General features: G+C 35.2%; 31 protein-coding genes and 3 pseudogenes. 10 read left to right on the top strand and 24 right to left on the bottom strand.

The window, feature by feature from the left end:
• Nucleotides 1–65 precede the first annotated feature (65 nt).
• The 3 genes from BAQ44_RS15730 to amaA all read right to left on the bottom strand — a co-directional run bounded on the left by BAQ44_RS15730 (nt 66) and on the right by amaA (nt 2,077).
• Complete coding sequence (locus BAQ44_RS15730; protein ID WP_000041146.1) at nt 66–512, bottom strand: flavodoxin; 447 nt, start codon at nt 510–512, stop codon at nt 66–68.
• Nucleotides 505–681 carry a hypothetical protein gene (locus BAQ44_RS31065; protein WP_063261919.1) on the bottom strand — a complete coding sequence of 59 codons (177 nt, stop codon included), beginning with the start codon at nt 679–681 and terminating at the stop codon, nt 505–507. The genes BAQ44_RS15730 and BAQ44_RS31065 overlap by 8 nt, the downstream gene beginning before the upstream one ends.
• Before the next feature lie 226 nt (nt 682–907).
• Nucleotides 908–2,077 (bottom strand): N-acyl-aliphatic-L-amino acid amidohydrolase, encoded by a 1,170-nt coding sequence (amaA, locus tag BAQ44_RS15720; RefSeq protein ID WP_071722301.1) that lies wholly within the window; start codon nt 2,075–2,077, stop codon nt 908–910.
• A gap of 336 nt (nt 2,078–2,413) precedes the next feature.
• Between amaA and BAQ44_RS15715 the strand changes: the two genes are divergently transcribed.
• The 5 genes from BAQ44_RS15715 (at nt 2,414) to dltD (ending at nt 6,730) form a co-directional block, all read left to right on the top strand.
• On the top strand, nt 2,414–2,560 hold the full coding sequence (locus tag BAQ44_RS15715; protein ID WP_000440293.1) for a teichoic acid D-Ala incorporation-associated protein DltX: 147 nt from the start codon (nt 2,414–2,416) through the stop codon (nt 2,558–2,560).
• Between the two features lie 12 nt (nt 2,561–2,572).
• Entirely contained in the window at nt 2,573–4,087 is a 1,515-nt protein-coding gene (dltA, locus tag BAQ44_RS15710; RefSeq protein ID WP_071722299.1) for a D-alanine--poly(phosphoribitol) ligase subunit DltA, read from the top strand.
• On the top strand, nt 4,084–5,250 hold the full coding sequence (dltB, locus tag BAQ44_RS15705; RefSeq protein WP_071722297.1) for a D-alanyl-lipoteichoic acid biosynthesis protein DltB: 1,167 nt from the start codon (nt 4,084–4,086) through the stop codon (nt 5,248–5,250). The genes dltA and dltB overlap by 4 nt, the downstream gene beginning before the upstream one ends.
• 68 nt (nt 5,251–5,318) lie before the next feature.
• Nucleotides 5,319–5,558, top strand: coding sequence for a D-alanine--poly(phosphoribitol) ligase subunit DltC (gene dltC, locus BAQ44_RS15700; protein WP_000807310.1), 240 nt, complete (start codon nt 5,319–5,321; stop codon nt 5,556–5,558).
• Nucleotides 5,555–6,730 (top strand): D-alanyl-lipoteichoic acid biosynthesis protein DltD, encoded by a 1,176-nt coding sequence (gene dltD / locus BAQ44_RS15695; RefSeq protein WP_063261915.1) that lies wholly within the window; start codon nt 5,555–5,557, stop codon nt 6,728–6,730. Before dltC ends, dltD begins: the two co-directional genes overlap by 4 nt.
• Before the next feature lie 17 nt (nt 6,731–6,747).
• Here the strand turns inward: dltD and BAQ44_RS15690 are convergent, their stop codons facing one another.
• The gene (locus tag BAQ44_RS15690; protein WP_071722295.1) at nt 6,748–7,842 is read right to left on the bottom strand and encodes an NAD(P)H-dependent flavin oxidoreductase; all 1,095 of its coding nucleotides are present in this window, start codon (nt 7,840–7,842) and stop codon (nt 6,748–6,750) included.
• A gap of 115 nt (nt 7,843–7,957) precedes the next feature.
• Between BAQ44_RS15690 and BAQ44_RS15685 the strand changes: the two genes are divergently transcribed.
• Nucleotides 7,958–8,878: a S66 peptidase family protein gene (locus BAQ44_RS15685; RefSeq protein ID WP_063261913.1), complete on the top strand. Its 921-nt coding sequence runs from the start codon at nt 7,958–7,960 to the stop codon at nt 8,876–8,878.
• 27 nt (nt 8,879–8,905) lie between these two features.
• Here the strand turns inward: BAQ44_RS15685 and BAQ44_RS15680 are convergent, their stop codons facing one another.
• From BAQ44_RS15680 to BAQ44_RS15670, 3 genes are all read right to left on the bottom strand, one after another.
• The gene (locus BAQ44_RS15680) at nt 8,906–9,304 is read right to left on the bottom strand and encodes an SseB family protein (RefSeq protein ID WP_071722293.1); all 399 of its coding nucleotides are present in this window, start codon (nt 9,302–9,304) and stop codon (nt 8,906–8,908) included.
• Nucleotides 9,305–9,389: 85 nt separating this feature from the next.
• Entirely contained in the window at nt 9,390–9,944 is a 555-nt protein-coding gene (locus BAQ44_RS15675) for a cysteine hydrolase family protein (RefSeq protein ID WP_071722291.1), read from the bottom strand.
• Nucleotides 9,913–10,428 carry a carboxymuconolactone decarboxylase family protein gene (locus BAQ44_RS15670; RefSeq protein WP_116758372.1) on the bottom strand — a complete coding sequence of 172 codons (516 nt, stop codon included), beginning with the start codon at nt 10,426–10,428 and terminating at the stop codon, nt 9,913–9,915. The genes BAQ44_RS15675 and BAQ44_RS15670 overlap by 32 nt, the downstream gene beginning before the upstream one ends.
• Nucleotides 10,429–10,498: 70 nt before the next feature.
• Here BAQ44_RS15670 and BAQ44_RS15665 point away from each other — a divergent pair, with 70 nt between their 5' ends.
• Nucleotides 10,499–10,951 (top strand): Lrp/AsnC family transcriptional regulator, encoded by a 453-nt coding sequence (locus tag BAQ44_RS15665; RefSeq protein WP_001175500.1) that lies wholly within the window; start codon nt 10,499–10,501, stop codon nt 10,949–10,951.
• A 100-nt stretch (nt 10,952–11,051) separates the two neighbouring features.
• Nucleotides 11,052–11,234, top strand: a complete 183-nt coding sequence (locus tag BAQ44_RS15660; RefSeq protein ID WP_030024226.1) for a DUF3913 family protein — start codon at nt 11,052–11,054, stop codon at nt 11,232–11,234.
• 29 nt (nt 11,235–11,263) lie between these two features.
• Here BAQ44_RS15660 and BAQ44_RS15655 read toward each other — a convergent pair whose 3' ends face one another.
• The 14 genes and pseudogenes from BAQ44_RS15655 to BAQ44_RS15585 all read right to left on the bottom strand — a co-directional run bounded on the left by BAQ44_RS15655 (nt 11,264) and on the right by BAQ44_RS15585 (nt 22,281).
• A complete protein-coding gene (locus BAQ44_RS15655; RefSeq protein ID WP_071722286.1) occupies nt 11,264–12,277 on the bottom strand; it encodes a CPBP family intramembrane glutamic endopeptidase in 1,014 nt (337 codons plus the stop codon).
• A gap of 193 nt (nt 12,278–12,470) precedes the next feature.
• Nucleotides 12,471–13,247 carry an ABC transporter permease gene (locus tag BAQ44_RS15650; protein WP_071722284.1) on the bottom strand — a complete coding sequence of 259 codons (777 nt, stop codon included), beginning with the start codon at nt 13,245–13,247 and terminating at the stop codon, nt 12,471–12,473.
• Complete coding sequence (locus BAQ44_RS15645) at nt 13,247–14,149, bottom strand: ABC transporter ATP-binding protein (RefSeq protein ID WP_071722283.1); 903 nt, start codon at nt 14,147–14,149, stop codon at nt 13,247–13,249. The genes BAQ44_RS15650 and BAQ44_RS15645 overlap by 1 nt, the downstream gene beginning before the upstream one ends.
• Before the next feature lie 14 nt (nt 14,150–14,163).
• On the bottom strand, nt 14,164–14,946 hold the full coding sequence (locus BAQ44_RS15640) for an ABC transporter permease (RefSeq protein ID WP_071722280.1): 783 nt from the start codon (nt 14,944–14,946) through the stop codon (nt 14,164–14,166).
• Nucleotides 14,943–15,641 carry an ABC transporter ATP-binding protein gene (locus BAQ44_RS15635; protein WP_071722278.1) on the bottom strand — a complete coding sequence of 233 codons (699 nt, stop codon included), beginning with the start codon at nt 15,639–15,641 and terminating at the stop codon, nt 14,943–14,945. The genes BAQ44_RS15640 and BAQ44_RS15635 overlap by 4 nt, the downstream gene beginning before the upstream one ends.
• The gene (locus BAQ44_RS15630; RefSeq protein ID WP_071722276.1) at nt 15,638–16,018 is read right to left on the bottom strand and encodes a GntR family transcriptional regulator; all 381 of its coding nucleotides are present in this window, start codon (nt 16,016–16,018) and stop codon (nt 15,638–15,640) included. Before BAQ44_RS15630 ends, BAQ44_RS15635 begins: the two co-directional genes overlap by 4 nt.
• A gap of 216 nt (nt 16,019–16,234) precedes the next feature.
• A pseudogene (locus tag BAQ44_RS15625) lies at nt 16,235–16,630 on the bottom strand (ribonucleotide-diphosphate reductase subunit beta); the annotation flags it as partial.
• Nucleotides 16,631–16,769: 139 nt separating this feature from the next.
• Nucleotides 16,770–17,537, bottom strand: a complete 768-nt coding sequence (locus BAQ44_RS15620) for a GIY-YIG nuclease family protein (protein ID WP_063261906.1) — start codon at nt 17,535–17,537, stop codon at nt 16,770–16,772.
• A gap of 189 nt (nt 17,538–17,726) precedes the next feature.
• A pseudogene (locus tag BAQ44_RS15615) lies at nt 17,727–18,305 on the bottom strand (ribonucleotide-diphosphate reductase subunit beta); the annotation flags it as partial.
• Between the two features lie 154 nt (nt 18,306–18,459).
• A complete protein-coding gene (locus tag BAQ44_RS15610) occupies nt 18,460–19,410 on the bottom strand; it encodes a ribonucleotide reductase barrel domain-containing protein (RefSeq protein WP_306472068.1) in 951 nt (316 codons plus the stop codon).
• A 382-nt stretch (nt 19,411–19,792) separates the two neighbouring features.
• Nucleotides 19,793–20,920 (bottom strand): annotated as a pseudogene (locus tag BAQ44_RS15605) (ribonucleotide reductase N-terminal alpha domain-containing protein); the annotation flags it as partial.
• Nucleotides 20,907–21,266 carry a class Ib ribonucleoside-diphosphate reductase assembly flavoprotein NrdI gene (gene nrdI, locus BAQ44_RS15600; protein ID WP_000634376.1) on the bottom strand — a complete coding sequence of 120 codons (360 nt, stop codon included), beginning with the start codon at nt 21,264–21,266 and terminating at the stop codon, nt 20,907–20,909. The gene nrdI and the pseudogene BAQ44_RS15605, both read right to left, overlap by 14 nt.
• 476 nt (nt 21,267–21,742) lie before the next feature.
• Complete coding sequence (locus BAQ44_RS15590; protein WP_071722274.1) at nt 21,743–22,060, bottom strand: hypothetical protein; 318 nt, start codon at nt 22,058–22,060, stop codon at nt 21,743–21,745.
• A 26-nt stretch (nt 22,061–22,086) separates the two neighbouring features.
• Nucleotides 22,087–22,281: a protein YkzS gene (locus BAQ44_RS15585; RefSeq protein ID WP_000344283.1), complete on the bottom strand. Its 195-nt coding sequence runs from the start codon at nt 22,279–22,281 to the stop codon at nt 22,087–22,089.
• A gap of 244 nt (nt 22,282–22,525) precedes the next feature.
• Between BAQ44_RS15585 and BAQ44_RS15580 the strand changes: the two genes are divergently transcribed.
• Nucleotides 22,526–23,104, top strand: coding sequence for a GNAT family N-acetyltransferase (locus BAQ44_RS15580; protein WP_063261904.1), 579 nt, complete (start codon nt 22,526–22,528; stop codon nt 23,102–23,104).
• Between the two features lie 35 nt (nt 23,105–23,139).
• On the opposite strand, the gene BAQ44_RS15575 is transcribed toward BAQ44_RS15580, so the two are convergent.
• Together BAQ44_RS15575 and BAQ44_RS30685 are read right to left on the bottom strand one after the other, a co-directional pair.
• Nucleotides 23,140–23,742, bottom strand: a complete 603-nt coding sequence (locus BAQ44_RS15575) for a histidine phosphatase family protein (RefSeq protein WP_071722272.1) — start codon at nt 23,740–23,742, stop codon at nt 23,140–23,142.
• Between the two features lie 88 nt (nt 23,743–23,830).
• A complete protein-coding gene (locus tag BAQ44_RS30685) occupies nt 23,831–23,989 on the bottom strand; it encodes a hypothetical protein (RefSeq protein ID WP_161491759.1) in 159 nt (52 codons plus the stop codon).
• A 259-nt stretch (nt 23,990–24,248) separates the two neighbouring features.
• Here BAQ44_RS30685 and BAQ44_RS15560 point away from each other — a divergent pair, with 259 nt between their 5' ends.
• A complete protein-coding gene (locus BAQ44_RS15560; protein ID WP_001165081.1) occupies nt 24,249–24,434 on the top strand; it encodes a YkvS family protein in 186 nt (61 codons plus the stop codon).
• A gap of 55 nt (nt 24,435–24,489) precedes the next feature.
• Here the strand turns inward: BAQ44_RS15560 and queF are convergent, their stop codons facing one another.
• The gene (queF, locus tag BAQ44_RS15555; RefSeq protein ID WP_000918895.1) at nt 24,490–24,987 is read right to left on the bottom strand and encodes a preQ(1) synthase; all 498 of its coding nucleotides are present in this window, start codon (nt 24,985–24,987) and stop codon (nt 24,490–24,492) included.
• Nucleotides 24,988–24,999 lie beyond the last annotated feature (12 nt).

Below are 24,999 nucleotides of genomic sequence, written 5' to 3'. Positions count from 1 at the left end.
TCTCCTGAGACTACTCGGATGCAAACCTGTTAATTCTGATACCTGACTAACTCGTAAAAATTTCATTAAGAAAGGTGTTTTACAAATTCAGCTCCAAACTGTAAACATTTTTCTACATCTTCATCTTCTGGCGTTAATTCTACTTTTAGTCCTTCTAACACAACTGCCGCTCCGCGCTCTTGTAGCTTTTCTATTAAAATATCAACCGCCACGCCGTATTTCGGATAAGCTGAATCACATGATCCGAATACTGCTGCTTTTTTCCCAGTTAAATCAATAGAATCCATTGCGTCATAAAAATCTAAGAAATCATCAGGAAGGTCACCGTCTCCCCAAGTGTAAGCACCTAAAATAATTCCATCATACTGTTCTAATATAGAAGCTTCTGGTGAATCCATAATATCGATAACTTCAATTTCATTTTCTGTTTCACGAATGGCACCCGCAATATGATCAGCCATTTCCTCTGTATTTCCACTCATACTTGCAAAAATCATTACTAACTTACTCAACTGAATCTCTCCTTTTACCTTGTATCTCTTTTTCTGTTAGAAGTGTACTCTTCTCATCTACATATTCAGAACGAATTACATTTCGTTGCCATTCCATATGCTGATCCACTTCTTTATTTTTATCTTTTAAGCCCCTCCGCAGAAGGTGAAATTTTTTTCTCATTAACATGTCGCATCCATCCTATTGATAATAATTATCAATTTCAACTACACTTAGATTAATTGACATTGATTATCACTGTCAATAACTATTTTTAAAAAAATGATTAAAATGTACAAGCTTGTCCGTTAGCTATTCATATACTATAAATGAGCATAGTTCTTTCTCAGCCCTCTCTGACGGAAAGAAATAAAAGCAACTGCGATAGAGCGCAGTTGCCTTTTTTTATACTTTTTTATGATTTTAGTAGTCTTATCGCTGTCTCTAAAAATAATTCTACTCCAGAAATGAGAGCTGACTCATCTACATCAAATTTCGGATGATGATGCGGGTAGCAAGTATCTATCATCTCATTACCTGTTCCTAATTTAATAAAACAACCAGGTGCTTTTCTTAAATATGCTGAAAAATCTTCTCCTCCCATAGAAGGCTCAAGCTTCACAACACGCTCATTCCCAAACAAATGTAGAGCACTTTCTTCTACTACTTTCGTAATATATTCATCATTAATAACCGGATCATATCCATATCGATACGAATATGTATACGCCCCTCCATGTGCTTTTGTAATTCCTTTCACGATTTTCTCAATTTTCTCTTCTGCTTCCACCCTTAACGCTTGATTAAATGAACGAACAGTTCCCATTAAAGTTGCTGTGCTAGGAATGATATTATCAGCCATTCCCCCATGAAACTGCGTAACGGAAACGACTCTTTGCATGAAAGCACTTGTATTTCTTGATACGATATGTTGTAGATTTGTAATAATCTGCGCTCCGATAGCAATAGGATCTATCGTTTCTTCTGGCCTCGCTGCATGCCCTCCTTTCCCTTGAATTTCAACTGTAAATACGTCTGGTGCCGCCATCATCGGCCCATAAGCAATTCCAATTTTCCCGCTCTCAAGTCCTGACATAACATGTAAACCTATTACATAATCAACACCGTCCATCACGCCTGCCTCAACCATTTCTTGTCCGCCGCCGGGATACACCTCTTCTGCGTGCTGAAAGAAGAGACGAATCTCCCCTACAAAATCTTCCTTTATATTTGATAGCACCTCTGCTGTGCTTAACAAAATAGCGGCGTGAGCATCATGTCCACATGCATGCATCACTCCTTTATTCACAGACGTATAAGATTTCCTTGTCTCCTCTTGAATTGGTAAAGCATCTATATCAGCTCGAATCGCAACTATTTTCCCTTGTCCCGTCCCTCTTTTAATTGCTAGTACACTATACTTCGTCGGTCTCGTTACTTCAAAAGAAGAAAATGAGCATAATGTTTCATATATAAATTGTGAAGTTTCTTTTTCATGAAATGATAATTCCGGATATTTATGAAAATGCCGTCTCCATTTCATAATGTTTTCTTCTGAAATAAAATCCTTCCACATGCTCTTCATCAGAAATGCCTCCTTTTATGAAAATTTAGCAATGCATATATTAACTATGAAAAACTCGAAAATCCAAACAAATATTACATTCCTATCCATTCTCCCAGACCACTTTTATACATTCACACAATCCACTTCCTATTTACATATCAAACCCATTACAAATTGGTGCTGAATGTAATATAATTGCTAAGTTAGGGATTTTCTTTTTTAGTATTTAGTGCTAATATCAGAAAAGAGCCTTTTGACTTATTTTTACCTAAAATGTGGAATTTTGTTTTTTTCACAATAATGTAGGACATGATACCTACAAAGAGCTATTATTTCATTAAGAGAGGGAAAGACATGGAAAGATTAAAAGAGATATGGTCTCGACCACTCACACAATGGGTTGCAAAGACGGTTTATTACCTTGCAATTTTATTTGCATTACTTTGGTTGTATGGATTCCATGATACAAACACAAGTACATTTATTTACAATGAATTCTAGGGTGGGAACGTTATGAAGTTATTAGAACAAATTGAAAAGTGGGCTATTGAAACGCCTGATCAAACTGCTTTTGTTTGGCGAGATGCGAAAATTACGTACAAACAATTAAAGGAAGATTCTGATGCGTTAGCACATTGGATTTCTTCTGCGTATCCAGATGATCGTTCACCAATTATGGTGTATGGCCATATGCAACCTGAAATGATTATTAACTTTTTAGGATGTGTAAAAGCTGGACATGCTTATATTCCTGTAGATTTATCTATCCCAGCTGATCGTGTACAACGTATAGCTGAAAATTCTGGTGCGAAACTACTTTTATCAGGAACAGAAGTAACTGTAACTGATTTACCAGTTCGCATTGTAAGTGAAGACAACTTAAAAGATATTTTCTTTACTCATAAAGGGAACATTCCAAATCCTGAACATGCGGTAAAAGGTGATGAGAACTTCTACATTATTTACACATCAGGAAGCACAGGTAATCCGAAAGGGGTTCAGATTACTTATAACTGCCTTGTAAGCTTTACAAAATGGGCTGTAGAAGATTTCAACTTACAAACAGGGCAAGTATTCTTAAACCAAGCGCCTTTCTCATTCGATTTATCTGTCATGGATATTTACCCATCATTAGTAACAGGTGGTACACTTTGGGCAATCGATAAAGATATGATTGCACGTCCAAAAGACTTGTTTGCTTCTTTAGAGCAATCGGATATACAAGTATGGACTTCAACACCATCTTTCGCAGAGATGTGTTTAATGGAAGCATCTTTCTCTGAGAGTATGCTACCGAACATGAAAACATTCTTATTCTGCGGTGAAGTGTTACCAAATGAAGTAGCTAGAAAATTAATTGAGCGTTTCCCGAAAGCAACAATTATGAATACGTACGGTCCAACAGAAGCTACTGTCGCTGTAACAGGTATTCACGTTACAGAAGAAGTGCTTGATCAATACAAATCACTTCCAGTTGGCTACTGTAAATCAGACTGCCGCCTTCTTATTATGAAAGAAGATGGCACGATCGCACCTGATGGTGAAAAAGGTGAAATCGTAATTGTCGGTCCAAGCGTAAGCGTTGGATATTTAGGAAGCCCTGAATTAACAGAAAAAGCATTTACTATGATTGACGGTGAGCGCGCCTATAAAACAGGCGATGCTGGCTATGTTGAAAATGGTCTTCTATTCTATAATGGTCGTCTTGATTTCCAAATTAAGCTGCATGGTTATCGAATGGAATTAGAAGAAATTGAGCATCACCTTCGTGCGTGTTCTTACGTAGAAGGAGCAGTTATCGTTCCAATTAAAAAAGGTGAGAAATACGATTATTTATTAGCGGTTGTTGTTCCTGGCGAACATTCATTTGAAAAAGAATTCAAATTAACATCTGCAATCAAAAAAGAACTCAATGAGCGATTACCAAACTACATGATTCCACGTAAATTCATGTATCAATCTTCTATTCCAATGACACCAAATGGAAAGGTAGATCGCAAAAAATTATTGAGTGAGGTTACAGCATGACCGCATATGGATCATTTTATTTTTTCGCTATAGTGGGCATTTTATTAATACCTACTATCATAGCTGGATTAAAAGGTAAAATGTTGCGTAAATATAATGCCGTTTTAACATTAGTCATGCTTGCTATTATCTTCTCGGATAAACCGAAGCAAGCGATTATGTTAGCCGTATTTATTATTTGGCAATATGCCCTAATTAAAGGCTATTTAATTTTAAGAAAACAAAATAATAGTACATTCATGTTTTGTATAGCTGTTATTTTATCGATTTTGCCACTTATTTTGGCAAAAATCGCACCATTTGTACCTGAATTACATTTTATTGTTTTCGCAGGTATGTCTTACGTAACATTTAGAGCTGTACAAATGGTCTTTGAAGTTCGTGATAATTTAATTAAAGAACTTTCCTTCTTTAATTTCTGGGAGTTTGTTTTATTCTTCCCTGCAATTTCAAGTGGACCTATTGATCGTTACCGTAGATTCCAAAAAGATATTCAAAAGCCACCTAGCGCTGAAGAATATCAAAAGTTACTATATACAGGGCTTAACCGTATTTTCCAAGGTTTTCTGTATAAATTTATAATCGCGCACTTGATAACAACATATCTTGTAAAAGCCGTATTCGCTAATCAAGATACACTTTTATCTAATGTGATTTTTATGTACGCTACTAGCATGCAATTATTCTTTGACTTTGCAGGTTATAGTGCGTTCGTAATTGGTATCAGTTACATGATGGGAATTAAAACGCCAGAAAACTTTAATAAGCCATTCCTTAGTCGTAACATTAAAGACTTCTGGAACCGCTGGCACATGAGTTTATCATTCTGGTTCCGTGATTTTATTTACATGCGTTTCGTCTTTTTTGCAACGAAGAAAAAGTTAATTAAAAACCGCTACACAATTTCGTATATCGGTGCATTTTTAAACTTCTTCATTATGGGAATTTGGCACATCCAAGGAAGCGCTGTTGCACAATATGTTATTTATGGTCTATATCACGCTGCACTGTTCATTTTATTCGACATTTTCGAACGAAAAAACAAGAAGCATAAGTTTTGGCCAAACAATAAATTTACACACGTCCTTGCGATTGTAATTACGTTCCACGTTGTATGTTTCGGTTTCCTAATTTTCTCTGGACACCTTAACAGATACTTTTAATGCACCCTTCTTATACTAGTAAGAAGTTGCACATATAATATATTTCGGATATAAAGGAGATTTTAAAAATGGCAGAATTCAAAGAGCAAGTATTAGATATTTTAGAAGAAGTATGTGAAAACGATATTGTGAAAGAAAACTTAGATGTTCAATTATTTGAAGAAGGTATTCTTGATTCTTTCGCTGTAGTATCTTTATTAGTTGAATTCCAAGAGCGTTTAGATATTGAAGTTTCTATTTCTGATTTTGACCGTGACGAGTGGGCTACACCAAACATGGTTATTAAGAAGTTGGAAGAAATCCGATGAACAAAGCAAAATTTGGTCCGATGCTTTTAGCATTGGCCCTTTTTGCTGTATTCTTACTTATTCCAACGCGCTTCCTACTTCCACTTTTAAGTGATGAAAAAGTAGAACAAGCTGCCACTTCTTTAAAAGAAGAAAAGATTCAAAGTATGATTTTACAGCAAAAGATGTTAGCAGACTCGAAATACCTTCCGATGTATGGATCATCGGAATTCGCACGTATGGATGCTTACCATCCATCAAACTATTTCAAAGTAAAGCCTGAAGGATTCACACCATTCCTACTTGGACGCGGTGGAACACAAGACCTTGTACATGTGTTAAACTTTGCATCTACAATGGATCAATTGAAAGATAAGAAAATGGTATTCGTTCTTTCTCCTCAATGGTTTGTACCACAAGGGATTGATGAAACACACTTTGCACCTAACTTTTCAAAACAACAAGGTTACCACTTCATTTTCAACGATGATGTAAAACCTGAAATGAAAAAGCAAATTGCAAAGCGCTTATTAAACTTTGAGATTGTTAAGAAAGAAACTTTACTTAAAATTTCGCTTGAAGGTATCGTTTACGATGATACAAAGCATAAAGTAAAAGCACTTGCTGCTAAACCTTTCGCTTATATTTATCGTAACATTTTAGATCGTAAAGATTTATTTACAGCAATGTTTGATATTAAACCGCATAAAGAAAAGCTTGACCCTTCATTAAAACAAATGAACTGGGATGAAGCTCGTAAACATGCAGATCAAACAGGTGCAGCAGAATCTGGATCTAATGAATATGGTATCGAAGATAGTTACTTCAACAGCAAAATCAAGAAGAAATTAAAGCAACGTGAAGGCTACTTAAAAAATGATGCTTATGATCAATCGCCAGAATATGAAGATTTACAAATTGTACTTGATTTATTAAAACAATCTGGTGCAAAACCACTCTTCATTTCTGTTCCTGTAAAAGGTCCTTGGTACGATTACGCTGGCTTCCCGAAAGAACGTCGCGAACTGTACTATAAGAAAGTTCATGAGCAAATTGAGAAAGCTGGCTATCCAATTGCCGACTTCTCAAATCATGAGTATGATAAATACTTCTTAAAAGATCACATGCACTTAGGTTGGAAAGGCTGGGTTTATATCGATGAGGCCGTCCAACAATTTTATAAAGCAAACTAACGAAAAGACCGCTTGAATTATTCAAGTGGTCTTTTTCTATATACATTTTGCAATTGTTCGATTACGTTATCTGCTTCTTTCATCACTCGCTCCACTACATGCTGAGCTGATTCTATTCGTGCTAATGATGACGCTTGTCCTGCCCAAAGCGACATGTATTCTCCTTTATTTTGTTTTGCTGCTTCTTGGCGTATTTTAGAAGTCAATACATTTTGCACTGGATACATCGGAAGCCCTTCTTCTTTCCCTTCATGTCTCTCTATAAATTCATTACGAATACCCCGTGCATATTTCCCGGAAAACGCACGGGTCACAGTTGTACTCGTATCTGTACTATGTAAAACTGCTTCTTTATACACATCATGCGTAATACTTTCATCACTCGTTAAAAAGGCTGATCCCATTTGAACAGCTTCTGCCCCCAGTGTAAATGCCGCAACAAGCCCTTGCCCGTTCATTACACCACCCGCTGCAACAATTGGTATATGCGGGACTTCTACTACTAACTGCGGAATTAATGCGAATGTCCCAATCATAGCGTCCTGTTCTTTCCCGATAAATGTTCCTCTATGCCCTCCTGCCTCGCTACCTTGACCGACAATAATATCTACTCCTAATTCAGCAAGCACCCTCGCCTCTCTCACATGAGTAGCTGTTCCGATGACTTTTATTCCTCTTCTTTTTAAGTCATCTATTTCTTCTTTTTCTAACGTTTGAAATGCAAAGCTAACGACTGGTACGTTTTCTTCTACTAACACTTGTAATTGTTCTTTATAGCTTTTCGGAAGCTTTATCGTCTCTTCTTCCTCTATACCGAATTCTTTATTTACTCCACTAAGTAATCCCTTTGCCAAGTTTATCTTCTCTTCTTCTATCTGTATCTCTTTCGTTAACAGTAAATTAACACCGAAAGGCTTATCCGTTCGTTCCCTTATTTTATAAATTGCGTCACGAATTTGTTCAGGGCTCATATAGCCTGCTCCAAGCGTTCCTAATCCTCCGCTATTACTTACAGCTGCAACAAGTTCTGGCGTCGTAATCGCACCCGCCATACCTGCTTGAATGATTGGATACTTAATTTGTAATGTATCTATAACTCGACTTGTAAACATCATTTTTCCTCCTATTCCCCTTATATCTTCTTTATTTGACAAACTTTCCCCTTCTTTTACAAGGGTTGAACTTCCTATGAAGCGAATATATTGAAAGTGAAGGAGGCTGAAAACGATGATTTATCCAAATGCGTTACAACAAGGTGATACAGTAATGGTTATTGCCCCGTCCGGTCCACCAACAATTGAAAATGTATTAAAAGGTGTAAACGTATTACAAGAAATGGGTTTATCTGTAGTAATCGGAAAAAGTGTTTATGAGAAATATGGATATTTAGCTGGAAGTGATCAAGTTCGCCTTGATGATATACATGAAGCATTTTCAAATCATGAAGTAAAGGCTATTTTCTGTGCACGAGGTGGTTACGGAAGTGCTCGTCTCCTCCCTCACATTCAATATGAAATCATTCGGCAAAATCCAAAAATCTTTTGGGGATATAGCGATATTACAGCTTTACATACTGCTTTTTCACGTTATGCAAAGCTCGTTACTTTTCACGGTCCAATGGTGGAAGAGTTAGGAAAAGGTGTAGATTCTCTCTCTTTATCTTCTTTCAATCAACTATTCCATCCGTATTCCACCATCTTATCTGCTTCAGAATGTATCGTACCTACTTCTTCCTGTACAGTTACAGGCACATTATCGGGAGGCAATTTAGCTGTGTTAACGAGTATAATTGGCTCACCTTATGAGATAAATACGGCGAATAAACTTTTGTTACTTGAAGACATCGGGGAAGAACCATATCGCATTGATCGTATGTTAAATCAGCTACTTTTATCTGGAAAATTTAATGAATGTAGTGGTGTTATTTTTACAAGCTGTCACGACTGCACTCCTTCTAAACCATCTCAATCATTGCAAACAATACTATATGAATATTTCGCACCCTATCATATACCTGTTCTATTCGGTTTACCGATTGGACATATAAGCCCAAATATCGGGATTCCTCTTGGAGCTACAGCGACCATAAGTACAAATAATAAAACACTCTCTATTTCTTCTGGCGTAGCCACTCCGTTCTCAAATTAAAAAGGAAAAGCGATCCCGCTTTTCCTTTTATTTATAATAATTAAAAATTCGTCCAGATGCGATATCTGCAATTTCTTCTGGAATAAATGTTTTACTTATCTCAGTTCCAACATTTAATACTGCTGTAGCATCTTTCTCAATGCCACCAAATAACTCTTTCCCACGTATCGTAATAAGGGGCGTTCCTTCTGGCAACACGTCTTTTACAAATTCCATTTGTGTAAAGAACGGAACGATCCATCTACCCTCTCCTTGGAAATGACGCAAACGAAGTATTCCTTCTGTTGCCCCGTCCTCTGCTTCTAGTGAACCAGCAACATAAAACTCAGTAGATAAGAGCAATTCATAAAATTCCTTTTGCTTCTGTTTATCGTCCCCTGCTACAACAAGTACTTCTTCTATTTTCTTTACCGGAATTTGCTCCATATGATGCCACCCCTATTTCAAAATGATTGTACTTAGATTATACGAAATATTCTTATTTTTTTCTACATAATTCGCAATTATTTTTTTAAAATAATTTTAACACTTCTTTTGTCGTCACAATCGTAGCAAACTCTTCATGTAAATTTACAAGTGTCATATTGTGAATATCCTCTGCATTATACTCTTTACCATCTAGACCTTTACGGTTAAAAGTTGCCGTTGCATCACTCACTAAATACGTTGTAAACCCTAAATTTCCTGCCATTCGTGTCGTAGTCTCCACACAATGATTTGTCGTTAATCCTACAACCACTACTGCATTACATTTGTTCTCTCTTAATTGCTCTTCTAAATTTGTCCCAATGAACGCGCTGTTAACAGATTTCTGAATAACCACTTCACCTGGTAGTGGTTGCACCTCTTCTTTAAAGTTGACTGTTTCCGCTCTCTCATAAAACATCGACTGTGCATTTTCTTTATTTACATGTTGAATATGAAAAACCGGTCGCTTTCTTTTTCTCCATTCTTCTAATAATGTTCTCATGTTTTCTTCAGCAAAAAGATTATTTCTCTCACCCCAGTATGATAATTGAAACGCCTTTTGTACATCAATTATAATAAGTGCTAGTTGATTCATCATCATTTCCTCCTGTGTTCGGCTGTAATTGAAACAGAAAACCAAGTTGTTGTGACGCAGTCATAAAACAAATATAAGCGCAAAGCTCTACAATTTCTTTTTCCGTCCAGTATTGTTTCAACATACGAAACATATTGTCATCTATCGCTTGTTTATCATGAACAAACGTATGTGCAAAAGTAACGGCTACACTTATTTTCTCCACTTTTTGCATATCATCAGGCCTTCCTTTTGCCATACAGTACGGACATTCATTCCCGTAAGCTAATGTTCTTCTTACTTGCTCCTTCAATTCTGCCGAAAGAGTTCCTTTACTATACAATGTGTTCTCTACCATACTCCATGAATGTAATAGATCTGGATTATGCCCTAATAACTTTTGAAACTTTGTATCTCCTATATATGATAATGAAATTCTCTCCATCATTTCCCCTCCTATTTCCTTCTGTTTTATTGTAAAATAAATAAAGTTCACTTCACACTTCACATTTCATATGAATCTTAATTTATATTTTTCCTTTACAAAAATCATTATTTTACTGGAGGTATATTTACAAATGCAACTAGACCGTGTTGATCGAAAAATTTTAAATGAATTATATAATGATAGTCGCCTGTCCATGCGCGAATTGGCAAAGCGAGTAAACTTATCTGCTCCATCTACTGCAGAACGTGTTCGTAAACTGGAAAGTGAAGGTGTGATTCAAAAGTACACAATCGATATCGATTATAAAAAAGCAGGACTTGTTTTAGATTGTATTTTAGAAATCACTTTAAAAAATGGTGATACAACACGTATGCAACAGTTTATTCAGTCTTATCCATCTGCAAGTTTTTGTTACCGCGTAACAGGTAGCTTATGCTACATTGTAAAAATTTCTGTTCCTTCACTCGTTGAACTTGAAGAATTTATCAATGATGTTTCCTCATATGCAACGACAGTTTCTCATATCGTATTATCAGAAGTATCTCTTACTCCTGATATTGAACATATCTTTCCAGAAGTTTAATTAATTTTTATTCATAAAATATAAAAAAACCCCTTACAATAAGAATAAAAATAATATATTATGTATTAAAATACATAAAGTTCTAGAAAGGGGCTTTACATTGAAAATCTGGTTTTATGAAAAAACAGCACAACTAGATGAATTGCTTGGCATTTGGGATAACGTTCCGACTATCCCTCGAATTGGTGAAAAAGTGGAGATTTTAAAAACAGTCCGCACTGTTACAGATATTAAATATGTAAAGAACGGTAATAATTTTCGTGTAGAAATTATTACAAATTAAAAAGTAGCTCCTTAGGAGCTACTTTTTAATTATCTATCAAGCACTTTCTTTATCACAATTTTATCTTCTTCTACAGATACTGTTACATAATCATTTTCTTCTAACCGAAGCTTATTCACAGCCTCATCTGGCAGCTCTACAGCCATCAGTCTATCTGTTACGAACACTTGACTATACTCTTCATTTTCTTGTAATGCACTCACTACTTTTTCCTCATTGATAAAGCGCACTGGTGGCACACCAACTTCTTTTACCTTGCGCCATTGTTTCCAAACGTAAGGAATTAACCAAAGTAATCCAACAATTGTAAGACCGATACCGATCCATAAATTACTTTGTGCTTGTAATTCAGGAATTGAAATTGCGCTACTTTCTTCTCCACCGACAAATTGCATACTTGTTGCAATTAAATTATTTAGAGCGTGCACAGCGATATTCGTCCATATATTTTTCGTCTTTATGTATAAAAGACACATAACAACGCCAAACATGAATGCGCCAATCACATCAAAATGTCCTAGACCAAAAATAAGTGAAGATATGATTACAGCTTTTTTAATTCCCCATTTGTAAGCCATTCGCTGTAAAAAGAATCCCCTAAAAATAACCTCTTCCATAATAGGTGCTAACACACACGCTGAAATGAAAGTAAATATCGTCATATATACGTTACTCGTGTTAATAACATTTCCGTCTTCTAACATAGTAACTAAGAAATTCGGTAACGTATGTGCTAATATGTAAAATTGAATATGAGATATACCAACTGAAAAAATCATTCCCATTATCGTTGCTAATACAATTAATCCCCACGGTAAACGTCCTGGCTTATCAAAAAAACTATTGAATACAACATTATTTTTATTGGTTTTTACGTATAACCAAAATAACGGAAATACAAAAAATATAGTTATTTGTGAAATAACTTCCAGCGTATTCTCAGAAACATTTGCTAGCTCTAATAGAATCATCGTAAGGAACAGCCCTATAATCATCCATCCAAAAAAGCTGCGCAGTCTTATACGTGAAAATGCATAGTGCATATAGAACACCTCCAAAGATAGTAAAAATAAATGGTGTGATAACTAAATTATAATATGAATATAGTTGAAATTCTTCCTATTTTTCTCAAATTCTTTCGAACAACATATAGTAATCATTTTTTTCTTTCCATTGAAATCTACGAGAAAGTTATGTAATAAAAATCCCCGTTTTTACAAGCGGGGATTTCTTTTATTATAATACGTCACGTTTTTGGAATAATGCACTTGATGCTACAAGTAATACAACAAAGTATGCAGCTACAAGTAATAAGGAAGTTGTAAATGTAAACTCTGTAAATGTAGGTTCCGCTCCGCCGCTTACTAATTTATTGCTATCGTACACACTTAAATTTAAATGGAAAAACACTACAAACTTTGCTACACCTTTTGCAAACATCATCAGTACCATATTAATTGGTCCTTGTAAAAAGAAGAGGAACATCGTAATAATTAATGGTAAGACAGACTTTCTAAATACGTTCGCTAAGAAAAATGCAAGCGTCGCAAAGAAGAACGGTGAAAGTACTTGATATAAAGTAGATTTCATTACGATTCCTACCGTTAATTCTGTTTTACTACCATCCATTACAATTCCGCCAACAATCATTGCAATGAACGTGCTAGCAAATATGATAAATACTATAGTAAGTAACACTGTAATATATTTAGAGAATAATACTGTCATTCGTTTTCTTGGACGGATTAATAACTGCTTAATTGTACCTTTTTGGAACTCATCCGTAATCATACGAGAAGCAATCGTAATGCCAAAAATTGTTGCAAACAAAGTAATTAAGCCAATCTCTGAACTTGCAAAATCTAAATACGATCCTTTAAATTCACTTCCGTCTCCCCATTTCAGCATTGCTAAAACTCCCAAAATCTCCAATACTGCAATAACACCAATTAACATATACATACCTTTTTTCGCATGCAACTTTAAAAATTCATTTTGAATTAATTTAAACATTACGCTTTCACTCCCCCTGTAATCGCTAAGAACTCATCCTCTAACGTTTTATTTTGAACAGTAACTCCGTATACAAGCACATCGTCATTCACAAGTCTTTTTACAAGTTGCGGGATTTCCTCTTTCGTTACAGATACTGCAATTACATTTCCTTGCGACTTACCTTTAATGATCTCATTTGCTTTCTGTACTTGATCTACTTCAAACGCTACGACGACTGTCTCATCATGTTTCGCTTGTTCATGTAAGTTATACTCTTGTACAAACTCGCCTTGCTTAATAATAACGACGCGATCACACATGAGTTCAATTTCACTTAATAAGTGACTTGATACGATTACAGCAATATTCTCTTCTTTCGCTAGACGCTGTAAATAATCTCGAATTTGACGAATACCAGCTGGATCTAATCCATTTGTCGGCTCATCTAAAATTAAGATTTTCGGCTGATGAAGTAATGCCTGTGCAATTCCTAAACGTTGTTTCATACCAAGTGAATATGTTTTCACTTTTTTATGAATCGCATGCTCTAATTCAACTAGCTTTACAATCTCAGCAATGCGCTCTTTACGAATTGGTGTAATTGCCATGTTCGCAAAATGCTTCAAGTTTTGCATTCCAGTCATATAATCATATAGTTCAGGGTTTTCTACGATCGCTCCAATTTGCTCTAGCGCCTTTTCACGCTCTGTGCGAATACTATGACCGCAAATTGTAATATCGCCCTCTGTCATTGATATAAGACCTGTCATCATACGAATTGTCGTCGTTTTACCGCTACCGTTCGGTCCAAGAAACCCGTATACTTCCCCTTCACGAACTTCAAATGATAAACCGCGAATAATTTCCGTTCCACCAATCTTTTTTCGAACATTCTCTAACTTTACTACTACGTTTCCCAATGCCCATTCCTCCTTTAGACTTCTAGTTTTTTATCGATAATATAAGAAATTACATATACTATGAGGACACTAACAATTACCATAAAACTTATATTAAAAATGTTAAATCCAGTTTCTTGAAACATATCAATAAAAAGACCTTTCCCTTCACTACGATATTCTACCCTTCGCAATCCTTGGAAAGCTGGGGCTAATCTCCCTAGTAGTGTTGTCACTAAAGTAATCACTGTACTTACTATTAAAAGAATAATCACAATCAGTATATTTTGTATTTTTTTCTTCTTTGTAAACCATTTAGCAAGAGTAACTACTAATAAAATTTGTAACATCGCAAATGATAATTCAAACAAATCACTCATTGCATATATTAAATTGTTTACTATACCTGGTTGTATCATCTCTTGTGCATCTCTATATACATACGTTGTAGGAAATGCTAATACATAACCTATATAGAAAAGAATTCCGCATATTCCATACCATATAGCCATTACAATAAAAAAGAAAATAAGTATAGAAAAAACATATTGCTTCCCTGATATTGCTGTAACCCGTAACAATGGATTTGTTAGTAATCGTGAACACGACTTCATCGTTTGTAAAAACATATACAAAACATAAAATAGGAAGATCATAATAATGAATCCAAATATCGCCTCTTGTTTAATTAAAGCTGCCTCACTCTTTTTTACAATCATTTGTGAAAATAAAACTGCTTCAATTAACACGAAGACTAAAAAAGTAACAATATATTTTTTCTTATTCACATTCCATAAATAAGAAAGTAACGGTTTCACTTACTAAACACCTCCTTAAACACATCTGCAACAGCTTTTCCTCGCTGAAAGCGTAACTCTTCTACATTTTCATACAATACAATTTCCCCATCTTTTAAAAAGATTACTTCATCAAAAATATTTTCAACTTCATTTATTAAGTGAGTCGAAATTAGTATCGTACAATCTTCTCTATAAAATTGTAGAATGAGATTCAATACGTGCTCTCTAGAAACGAGATCAATTCCGCCAAGCGGTTCATCTAGTACGTATAACTTCGCTTTTCTCGAAAATGTTAAAATAATTTGTAGCTTTTCAACCATACCTTTTGATAAAGCTGTAATTTTTTCTTCTAACGGTATTTTAAATTCCGCAATCGTATCTACCGCTTTTTGAATGTCGAAGTCTTTATAAAAATCTCGATAGAAAAATAAAGAGTCTTTTACCGTCATCCAATCATCAAATACTGGTTTATCCGACATAAAAGAAACAACTTCTTTCGTTTCCAATCCGACCTTTTTACCAGCGATTGTAATACTCCCTTCGGAAGGATGCTGCAGACCGGCAATCATTTTCAATAACGTCGTTTTCCCGCTTCCGTTATCTCCAACGAGCCCTATAATTTTCCCTTCCGTAATCTCTATGTTTAATTCACGGATCACTGCTTTTAACCCGTATCTCTTCCATAAGTTTTCTATTTTTAATAACTCTGTCATTCGCTCTCCTCCCTTTTCTCATGTAATGAAGAACGAAGGATTGTAACAATTTCTTCTTCTGAAAAACCTAAATTGTCCATTCCATCTATAAAAGAATGAAGTAATTCTTTCGCCATCTCTTTTCGCAGCTCCATAATTCTCTCCCCTTCATTCGTTACATATCGTCCCATTCCTCTACGTGTTACAACAACCCTATCCCGTTCTAGCTCTTGAAATGTACGCTGAATCGTATTTGGATTTACTTGTAATTCACTCGCTAATTCACGTACAGAGGGAATTTTATCACCAGGCAATAAATGTCCTGTTACAATTTCTTTTTTTATGTATTCCATTACCTGAATGTAAATTGGTGTATTTGGAGAAAACTCTATTTTCATTTCTTCCCTCCTTTTGTATCGGTGTACTAGTTAAATAATACACAGATACAAAAAGATTGTAAATACCCATTTAATTACAAAAAAGTTCTATCCATTAGCCGGATAGAACTTTTCCAACAGAAATCGTTATACGAAAATAATAGTGTTATGTAAACAAATCCATAAAGAAAAGCTGTCTTATCGATGAATAAGACAGCTTTTCTTTATGATCATATATTAAAAATTGAACACGAAGTCATCGTCAGATAACTTTTCAACGTTCGTTGCTTTTACGTAACCATTTCCTTTTACAGAGAAGAAGTCATGGTTTTTCGTATCTGTACGTAAACCATTTAAAACGATTGGGTTAATTTCTTCTTCTTCAAACTTCGGCTCAAGTCCTAAGTTCATAAGTCCTTTATTCGCATTGTAACGAACGAAACGATTTACATCCTCTACAAGACCGATAGAAGTGTAAATTTCTTCTGTGTATGCCATTTCAATTTCATATAGTTCCATTAATAACTCTTGTGTTTCTTTTTGAACTTCTTGTTGATCTTCTGCAGAAAGTTCTGCGAAGAGTTGCTGTGCTAAAATACCGACGAATACGCCGTGAATTGACTCATCCTTTACCTTCATATAGGTTCGCTACGCCTATACCGTCATTTCATACAGCTTGCAGTTTCCTGCAAGAAGAGACTATATCATCTACCTTCTCAGGTAGCCCTCCATTTCGATTTAAGGGATTCTCACCCACCGCTTGGCCCTACTCCTATTGCGGAATTTCACCGCCATTGGGATAGTCGTTGAACGTTCCTTTATCTACGTATCGCACCCACCACTGTTTGTACAGTTTTCGATGTCTGATACGGCTTCCTGTGCCGCTCGATAACCCATGTTTTCTTTCAATGGACGCATTTGATTCACCAGCTTGTAACATCTGAACAATATCTAAAAACATTTCCAGAGTAACACACCCCCTTGTTTTCAGTTGGTGTTCAGATTTAACTGGCATATAATTTGGCGCTTTTTCCCAAAGATGTTTAAAACGTTTCTTATGTCGAATTAAAGATACATAATTTGGATGAAGATTATATATTTCAGCAATTTCCGGGTTTGTCTTTCCGCACTTTAATAGTTCTACAATCTCAAAAAATTGCGCATCTGTAATTTTAGATTGTGGATTTTTTTCACCTATAACACGTTGTCTTTTCTTCTCTAATTGTTCTTCAGTGAATTTAATGCCACCTAATCCTTCTCCACCTAAAGTCAAATTATAGCCATTATTATAAGAGTCATATTGCCAGATATACTGTTGCTCAATCTCACTCAATTCTTCCAATGAACATTCTATCTCCTCTAGAATTCCATATTCTAAGGTGAATTCATATTTACAGTATGCTGCTTGTAAATACCTATTATAATGTGTGCCACTCTTTAACATCCACATATGTTCCTTAATTCGTTTTAAATTAGAAACTTGCACATCTTTACCAATATAATACTTCCCATTGATTTTCAAATAGTAAATTCCGTACATGTTATCGCTAGATAAAGGCTTCGCTGCTGATTGCCCTATCAGCTATTCTCCTTTCCATCTATTGATAGTTAGAGAATAACCTGAATGAATGTATTCATCAATAATAAAACAGATAAATTTACAATAGGGGTTCCCAGCAATTAAAAGGGTTTTTCAATTGGTATCTCTACCAAAGGCCGCTATAAGTTAACGGATAATAAGGTTAATAATTTCACCACTTGCTGTCAATTTCCCTTGACCAGCTAAGTAAAGTGGATAGAAGAATCCACTATAGAATAAGTAACTTTCTAAGAACACACTTGCTACCATTGCCATGTATAACTCTTTTTTCGTTACTTCAGGCTTTAATAAACGACGATAGTAACTAGTAACAATACCAGCTTTTTTCTCAAGTAATGGATGATTGTCTACCCAGTCAAAAATATCATCGATTTCTTCTTCAGTAGCTAACGTTGTGAAAATATGGCTGTAACTTTTCGCATGTACTTCTTCCATAGCACCCATGAAAGCTAATACACTTTTTGCTTGTAAATTTTCAAGATGAACAAGTACAAGAGGCATACCTTCGCCACCTTGTTTCGTATCTAAAAGTGTTAAACCACCTAATACACGCTTATAAGCAATTTGCTCTTCTTTTGATAATTGCACCCAAGTATTTTTGTCAGATGAAACCGCAATTTCTTCTTCTGTCCAAAACTGAGCGATGTTTTGCTTCCAAAACATTAAACTGAAATCATCTTCTTTTTTATTCCAGTTAACAGCGCGCATTGAATCACCCCTATATCTATTATTGTTCTACTGAACGGTTAAATTTCCATCTAACAATGAAAAGCTAACCGTTTAGTAGAACAAACCAAGTATGAGCAGGGTTCATAACCCTGCTCATACTGTTGGGTTATTCATTTAGTATGGCCATATGCCATTAAACGGTACAAGCCACGCACTCTTCTACGCTTAACTTACGTGTTCTTGTATAATACAGACTCTTTAAGCCTTTTTTATGTGCATAGATGTAGTAACGTGCTAATTCACGTGTTGAAATATCACTGTTAACGTAAAGAATTGTACTAATTCCTTGGTCAATATGTTCTTGGATTTCTGCGATTAAATCAATTAATTTAAACTGATTCATATCGTAAGACGATTTATAGTACCAGAACGTATCTTTTGATAAATACGGCATTGGATAATATGTTGTCGCATTCGCATACGTTCTTGACTCAATTTGGCTTACAATCGGCATTACGCTTGAAGTTGCATTTTGAACGTAACTGATCGATTGCGTAGGTGCGATGGCAAGACGGTATGAATTATATAATCCATTCTTCTTCACTTGCTCTTTTAAACTTGTCCAATCTTCTTTTGTTGGAATATGAATTCCATCAAATAGTTGCTGAACTTTTTCAGTTACCGGGCTATAATCAGTCGTTTCGTATTTTTCAAAGTATGTGCCGTTCGCATAATCAGACTTATCAAAGTCTTTAAATGTTTCGCCTTTTTCTTTAGCGATTTCCATACTTTTCTCAATAGAGTAGTAATTTAACATCATAAAGAATGTACGAGCAAACTCTTTCGCTTCTGCACTTTCATAAGCAATTTTATTTTTAGATAAATATCCGTGTAAGTTCATGGCACCAAGTCCAACTGAATGAAGCTCATCATTTGCTTTTTTCACAGTTGGTGCATTCGGAATGATCGTCATATCAGAAACAGCTGTTAAAGCTTCCATTCCTGCATGAACTGCTTCACGAATTTCTTTATTTTCCATTACATTCACGATATTTAACGATCCTAAATTACAGTTAATATCACGACGGATAATATCATCTGTACCGTAATCATTTATTTCAGAAGTTTCTTGAAGCTGGAAGATTTCTGTCTCGAATGTTCAACCGAGTTCGCTACTCCTCAGTCCGTTGCTCAAGCAACTGCTGTATGTCACCATACAGGACAGACTATATCATCACCTACAGCATTACCTGATTAGGTGCTCCGCTTTTCGAACGCCAATCGCTTGCGCTCTACTCCCCTAAGGGATAGTCGTTAGGCTTTTACTTATCTTAATACTTCAGAAAGTCTCTTATTACTTTATGTTGTCCCATAACTCTGCTATACAAAATAATAAGATACATTCTGAACTTTTATATTTTCATTCTAAGATAAGATTTAGCACGGTAGGTTACCTCAAATTTGAGGCTTTCCCCGTTTAACGGAGTTTTCGACTAGCATTTCTACTAGAAGGTGCTACATATTTAACACAAGTTCGACATCTTCACAGTTCCAATATCCTTCAGTGGATGTTGGTTATTTGCATTTGATTTAAACATTAAGTATGGGTAACCAGACTCAAGCTGAATCATAGCGATTTTAATAAGCATATCACGTGCACTAATATCTAGCGGCTTCTTCTTCACTTTCGGATTGCTCATTAATTCATCGTACATTTCATCGATATCAATATCATCTAGATGCTTGCCATATTCTTTATACACCGTATAAGGCGCAAAAACATGGAAAGGTTCGTTTTTCTCAGCAAGCTCAAAGAACTTACTTGGAACGATAATTCCGATTGATAGAGACTGAATACGGCTCTTCTCATCGGCATTTATTTTTTTGGTATCAAGGAATTCAATAATATCCCAATGGAAAATGTTTAAGTATACTGCGCCGGCACCTTTTCGTTGGCCAAGCTGATTCGCATATGAAAACGAATCTTCAAGTAATTTCATAACAGGTACTACACCACTTGCAGCATTATCGATACCTTTAATTTGCTCACCGCGTGCGCGTAGCTTAGATAAGTTTAAGGCTACTCCCCCGCCGATTTTCGATAATTGCATTGCAGTATTAATGTTAAAGCCGATTGAATTTAAGCTGTCATCCATCTCTAACAAGAAACAAGACACCATTTCTCCTCTTCTGCTTCGTCCCGCATTTAAAAAGGTTGGTGTCGCTGGTTGGTAGTTTTGTTTTACAATCATGCTTGCGAAGTGTTTTGCCTTCGCAACATCACCGCGTCCTAAGTATAATGAAACAATTGCTACACGATCTTCATAGCTTTCTAAGTATTGTTTTTGATCATTTGTTTTTAACGCATAATCTTTGTAGAACTTAGATGCTGCCATATAAGATTGGAACTCGAAGTTTTCACCATAAGCGATGTTATATACCTCTTCTACTTCCTCCAAGCTATACTCGTCCAGAACGTTGTAATAGTAATCATGTTCTTTCATATACTCCATTCGCTCTGCCACGCTATTAAAATGAACGGTATTCTCTCTAGCTTCTTCCATAAAGACTTCTAATGCCTCTTTATCTTTATGAAGCTGATAAAAACCGTCCTGCATTTGCGTGATTTCATTATTCAGTTCAATGTGTCGCAATCTCCCGCACCCTTTCCTTAAAATATTCTACATCGTTATTTGTTCCTGATAACTCAAATTTTGATACAATAGGCACTTCATATTTAGCAGAAATTTTGTCAGCACTTGCACCGAACATGTCTCCCCAGTTACGATTGCCGCTTGCAGATACGCCTTTTAATTTTTCATTATTGCGCTCTAAAAATTCTAAAACACGTTCTGGTACGTTGCCAAAACCTGTTGTATACGTAATTAAAACAAAGTCTTCATCTATTACTAGATCTTCACCAATTTGAACGGCCGGCATATTTAATTTGTGAATGAAACGCTTCACGTTTCCTGTCATAGAATCATATGCAACTATCATTTCCGACCCTCCCTCTCCAATCTATACTCTCTGTATGTTGCTTCTTGATTTCTCTATATATTGTATTACGTTTCAAAATAAGACACAAGATATATGTATAAATTCTTTCTTTTTTTAAATTTTACTTTTCGACAAGATAGTCGATTTTTTTCAATACAATGACTATGAAACAACATTCTAAAACTCATGTCAATAAAGTGCTTTTCAAAAAAGTTGTCAACGAATTTAACCTTATTTTTAAAAAAGTTACCAATATATTTTGTCATAAAACGGCAAATGCTGGAGGAATATATTTCTCCAGCATCACGCAAAAAAGAACAGACATGAAACGATAATCTGTTCTAAAAAACGATTACATTTATCAATTTTAGTTTATTAAATATTATACATATACTTTCGGTTCGCGTTACATACTAAAAGATAACTATTATAGAAAAAGATTATTACTATGGAAATTCAACTTATTTATGAAAAGATTATTCAGAGTGCTCAATACGCAAAATATCTTTTACAAATATATGATGTGGATTTTCATCTTTATCAATCATTGTACATACAGGAGCTTCTTCATCAAAGTACACAATCATTCCTTCTACGTGCTGATATGTATGTTGAACTTGTACAGTTACTTTAATTTCTATAGCCTCTTCATATGCTCTTTTTATTTTTCGAAGCATTTTTTCCGAACACTTTCGTTTCTCTGGGTACATAACCATCCCCATAAACCTATTGCCGACTCTGTCTTTCCACATATAATCCCAATGCGGTAATATACCTTGTTTAAAATCGCCCATAATTCTCCTCCCCTATAGTCTTCTAGTTACGAACGTGGCGTTTCTGAATATGTATAAATTACTTGTCCGCCGCGCTGCGCGTTCCCAATAATATGTTTAAAATCTTCACGCCCTACTACAACTTTCCTAAACGTATAAAATACATCTTTCGTTGCAACATACTCCTTTATTTCACCATTTTTCAGCTGATCCAAAATTGTATTTGCTAATTGCTCATCCATGTATTTCACCTCTATGCAATATTTTATTTTATCGTATATTCTTTAGGTCAACAACTGTAAAATTATCCAGATGCTATACCTTCATTTCATTTTCATTATTTGCAAACGATATCACTTTACTATATGTCCACTAAATATCATATACTAACATAGCTACTTCTCTATATCAAACATTTCGACATTCAATTATGCAAAGTTCCATACCACTATGCTACAATATACAAATAGAACTAGGAGGGATACTATGATTCGGAAAGCAAAAAAGACAGATGCGAAGCTAGTAGCGCCTTTATTGTATAACGCTCTGCACGAAATTGCTGAAAAAATCACTGGTAGCACAGTTGAGACAGAAGTATTACTAGGACTTGAAACATGGTTCTCAAAAGAGAGAAATCGACTGAGCTACGAAAACTGTTTTGTATATGAACAAGACGGTGATGCAGTTGGAGTTATTGTCGCTTATCACGGTAGTGAAGCAACAACGCTTGATACACCAATTGTACATTACTTAAGAGAATTACATAAAGATGAATCGATTACGTTAGAAAAAGAAGCTGAACTTGATGAATATTACATTGATACATTATCAGTTTCAAGTGCATATGGCGGAAAAGGCATTGGTTCTAAATTAATTGAAGCTGCTGAAATCCATGCAACTGAAAAGGTGTATGAAAAAATCGCATTACTTGTTAATTTAGAAAACAAACGTGCCTATTCACTATACGAGAAGCTAGGTTATAAAAAAGATCAAATCGTTATGCTCGTAGGCGAACCTTATGCACATCTTGTAAAAACATTAAACATCAAAGTTTCTATATCTTAAAAAGAAAGCACACGATTTATATAAATCGTGTGCTTTTATGTTAAATTTGTATGTAATGCATTACCATCCATCGCTTCGTGGAATGTATAGATTGTACATCCCCATGGCTTCCTATGTAAAATAGGAGAACCGGACCATCCCATTGCTCTCAGTTCCGCACCAATCATTGCATTCATATAATTATGACCTACAAGAGCAATACTTCCATGTACGAGGGCGTAACGATGTAATAAGTAAGCCGCTTGCCTTGCCCGCGCTCTTACTTCCTTATAAGACTCAACATCTTTATGGTAACCAAGTATCCATAATGTTCGTCCGATAAACATCCATACATTAGGTTTACATTTCAACCATTTCGGAGCATAAAAACTCGTCGGAACTTCAGCTTCCCTAAAAAGAGAATTTTGCATAAAGGATAAAGAATCCATTAATTCAGCTGCTGACTGTACAGCACACCTTTGATCACTCGTTACAATCAATTTTGCTGCTTCAACCGCTTCCTTTGTTTCCATTGGTATAGGTGCTTGTTCTGTTGTAGTATGTAAGTCATATCCTTTCATCCATGCATGAAAGGATGTAACCGTCATTGGTTCTATAGTACGATCTAAGCGACCATGACGAATAAAAGAAATCTTCATTCTTTCCACTCTCCATTCATCACTTACGAACTCTATTATGTACTATTTTTTAATATCATACCACGCAAAAAAAGAAAGTTATACACCTTTACATATCCCCGCCACTCTCATACGTGACCCCAGCATGTATACCATCCATCCCATCAAAATATGTAGTCGTTTCATGATGACGAATCTTTTTTAAATTTATATAAGAAAATACAAATAAAGTTAATGCTATAACACTCCCCACAAATTCAAACATCATTTTACCGCCTCTAATTTCTCCCACTTTAGTAGGTTATTGTATATTTTTTATTATACCCCCATATAAAGATGTTCGCATTTAAACCGTTCTTTTTTTCTATTAACATGGAGTTCTTGCATATTTTCTTACAAAATGTGAATATTTTTCGAATTTTTACTTTGGAAACATTTACAAACTGGACAATATGGTTCAAAATAGGAAGAAATAAAAAAACCAAAATTATTCTTTTTTGGGAAAACTGTAACAAGGAGAGTTGCTTATGCAGATCGCAGAAACTGGAGATATCATTGAATTTAAAGGTGGAATGCAAGGCCGTGTTCAAAAAGTAAATCAAAACTCCGTTATTGTAGATATAACAATTATGGAAAATTTTAGAGAACTAGATATGGAACCTCTTACAGTTGTAAGTCATAAAAACTATACTGTCATTAATCAAAATGCATAATATAATAGAAAGAAAGGATCTGTATGTCATACAGATCCTTTCTTTCTATTATATATTAACGATTATCAATTGTTTCTGGATATAGATCATGGTTCATCATGCGGTAGTCTGCCATTTGTTCATATTTCGTTCCTGGGCGACCGTAGTTGCAGTAAGGATCAATGGAAATCCCTCCACGTGGTGTAAATTTACCCCATACCTCAATGTAACGCGGATCCATTAATTTAATTAAATCATTCATAATAACGTTCATGCAATCTTCGTGGAAGTCACCGTGATTGCGGAAACTAAATAAATATAGCTTTAAAGATTTACTCTCTACCATTCTTTGTTCTGGAATGTAGCTAATATAAATTGTCGCAAAATCTGGTTGGCCTGTTTTCGGACATAAGCTTGTAAATTCAGGACAATTAAATTTAACAAAGTAATCACGGTTTGGATGATTGTTATCAAATACCTCTAAAATTTCTGGGCTATATTCAAATAAGTATTTTGTATTTTGATTTCCTAATAATGTTACATCTTTTAAATCTTCATCTAATCTTCCTGCCATTTTAAACATCCC

It is taken from the genome of Bacillus mobilis, assembly GCF_001884045.1.
GTDB lineage: Bacteria > Bacillota > Bacilli > Bacillales > Bacillaceae_G > Bacillus_A > Bacillus_A mobilis.
The sequence above is the reverse complement of the archived record's forward strand: the minus strand, read 5'-3'. Positions and strand labels throughout refer to the sequence as shown.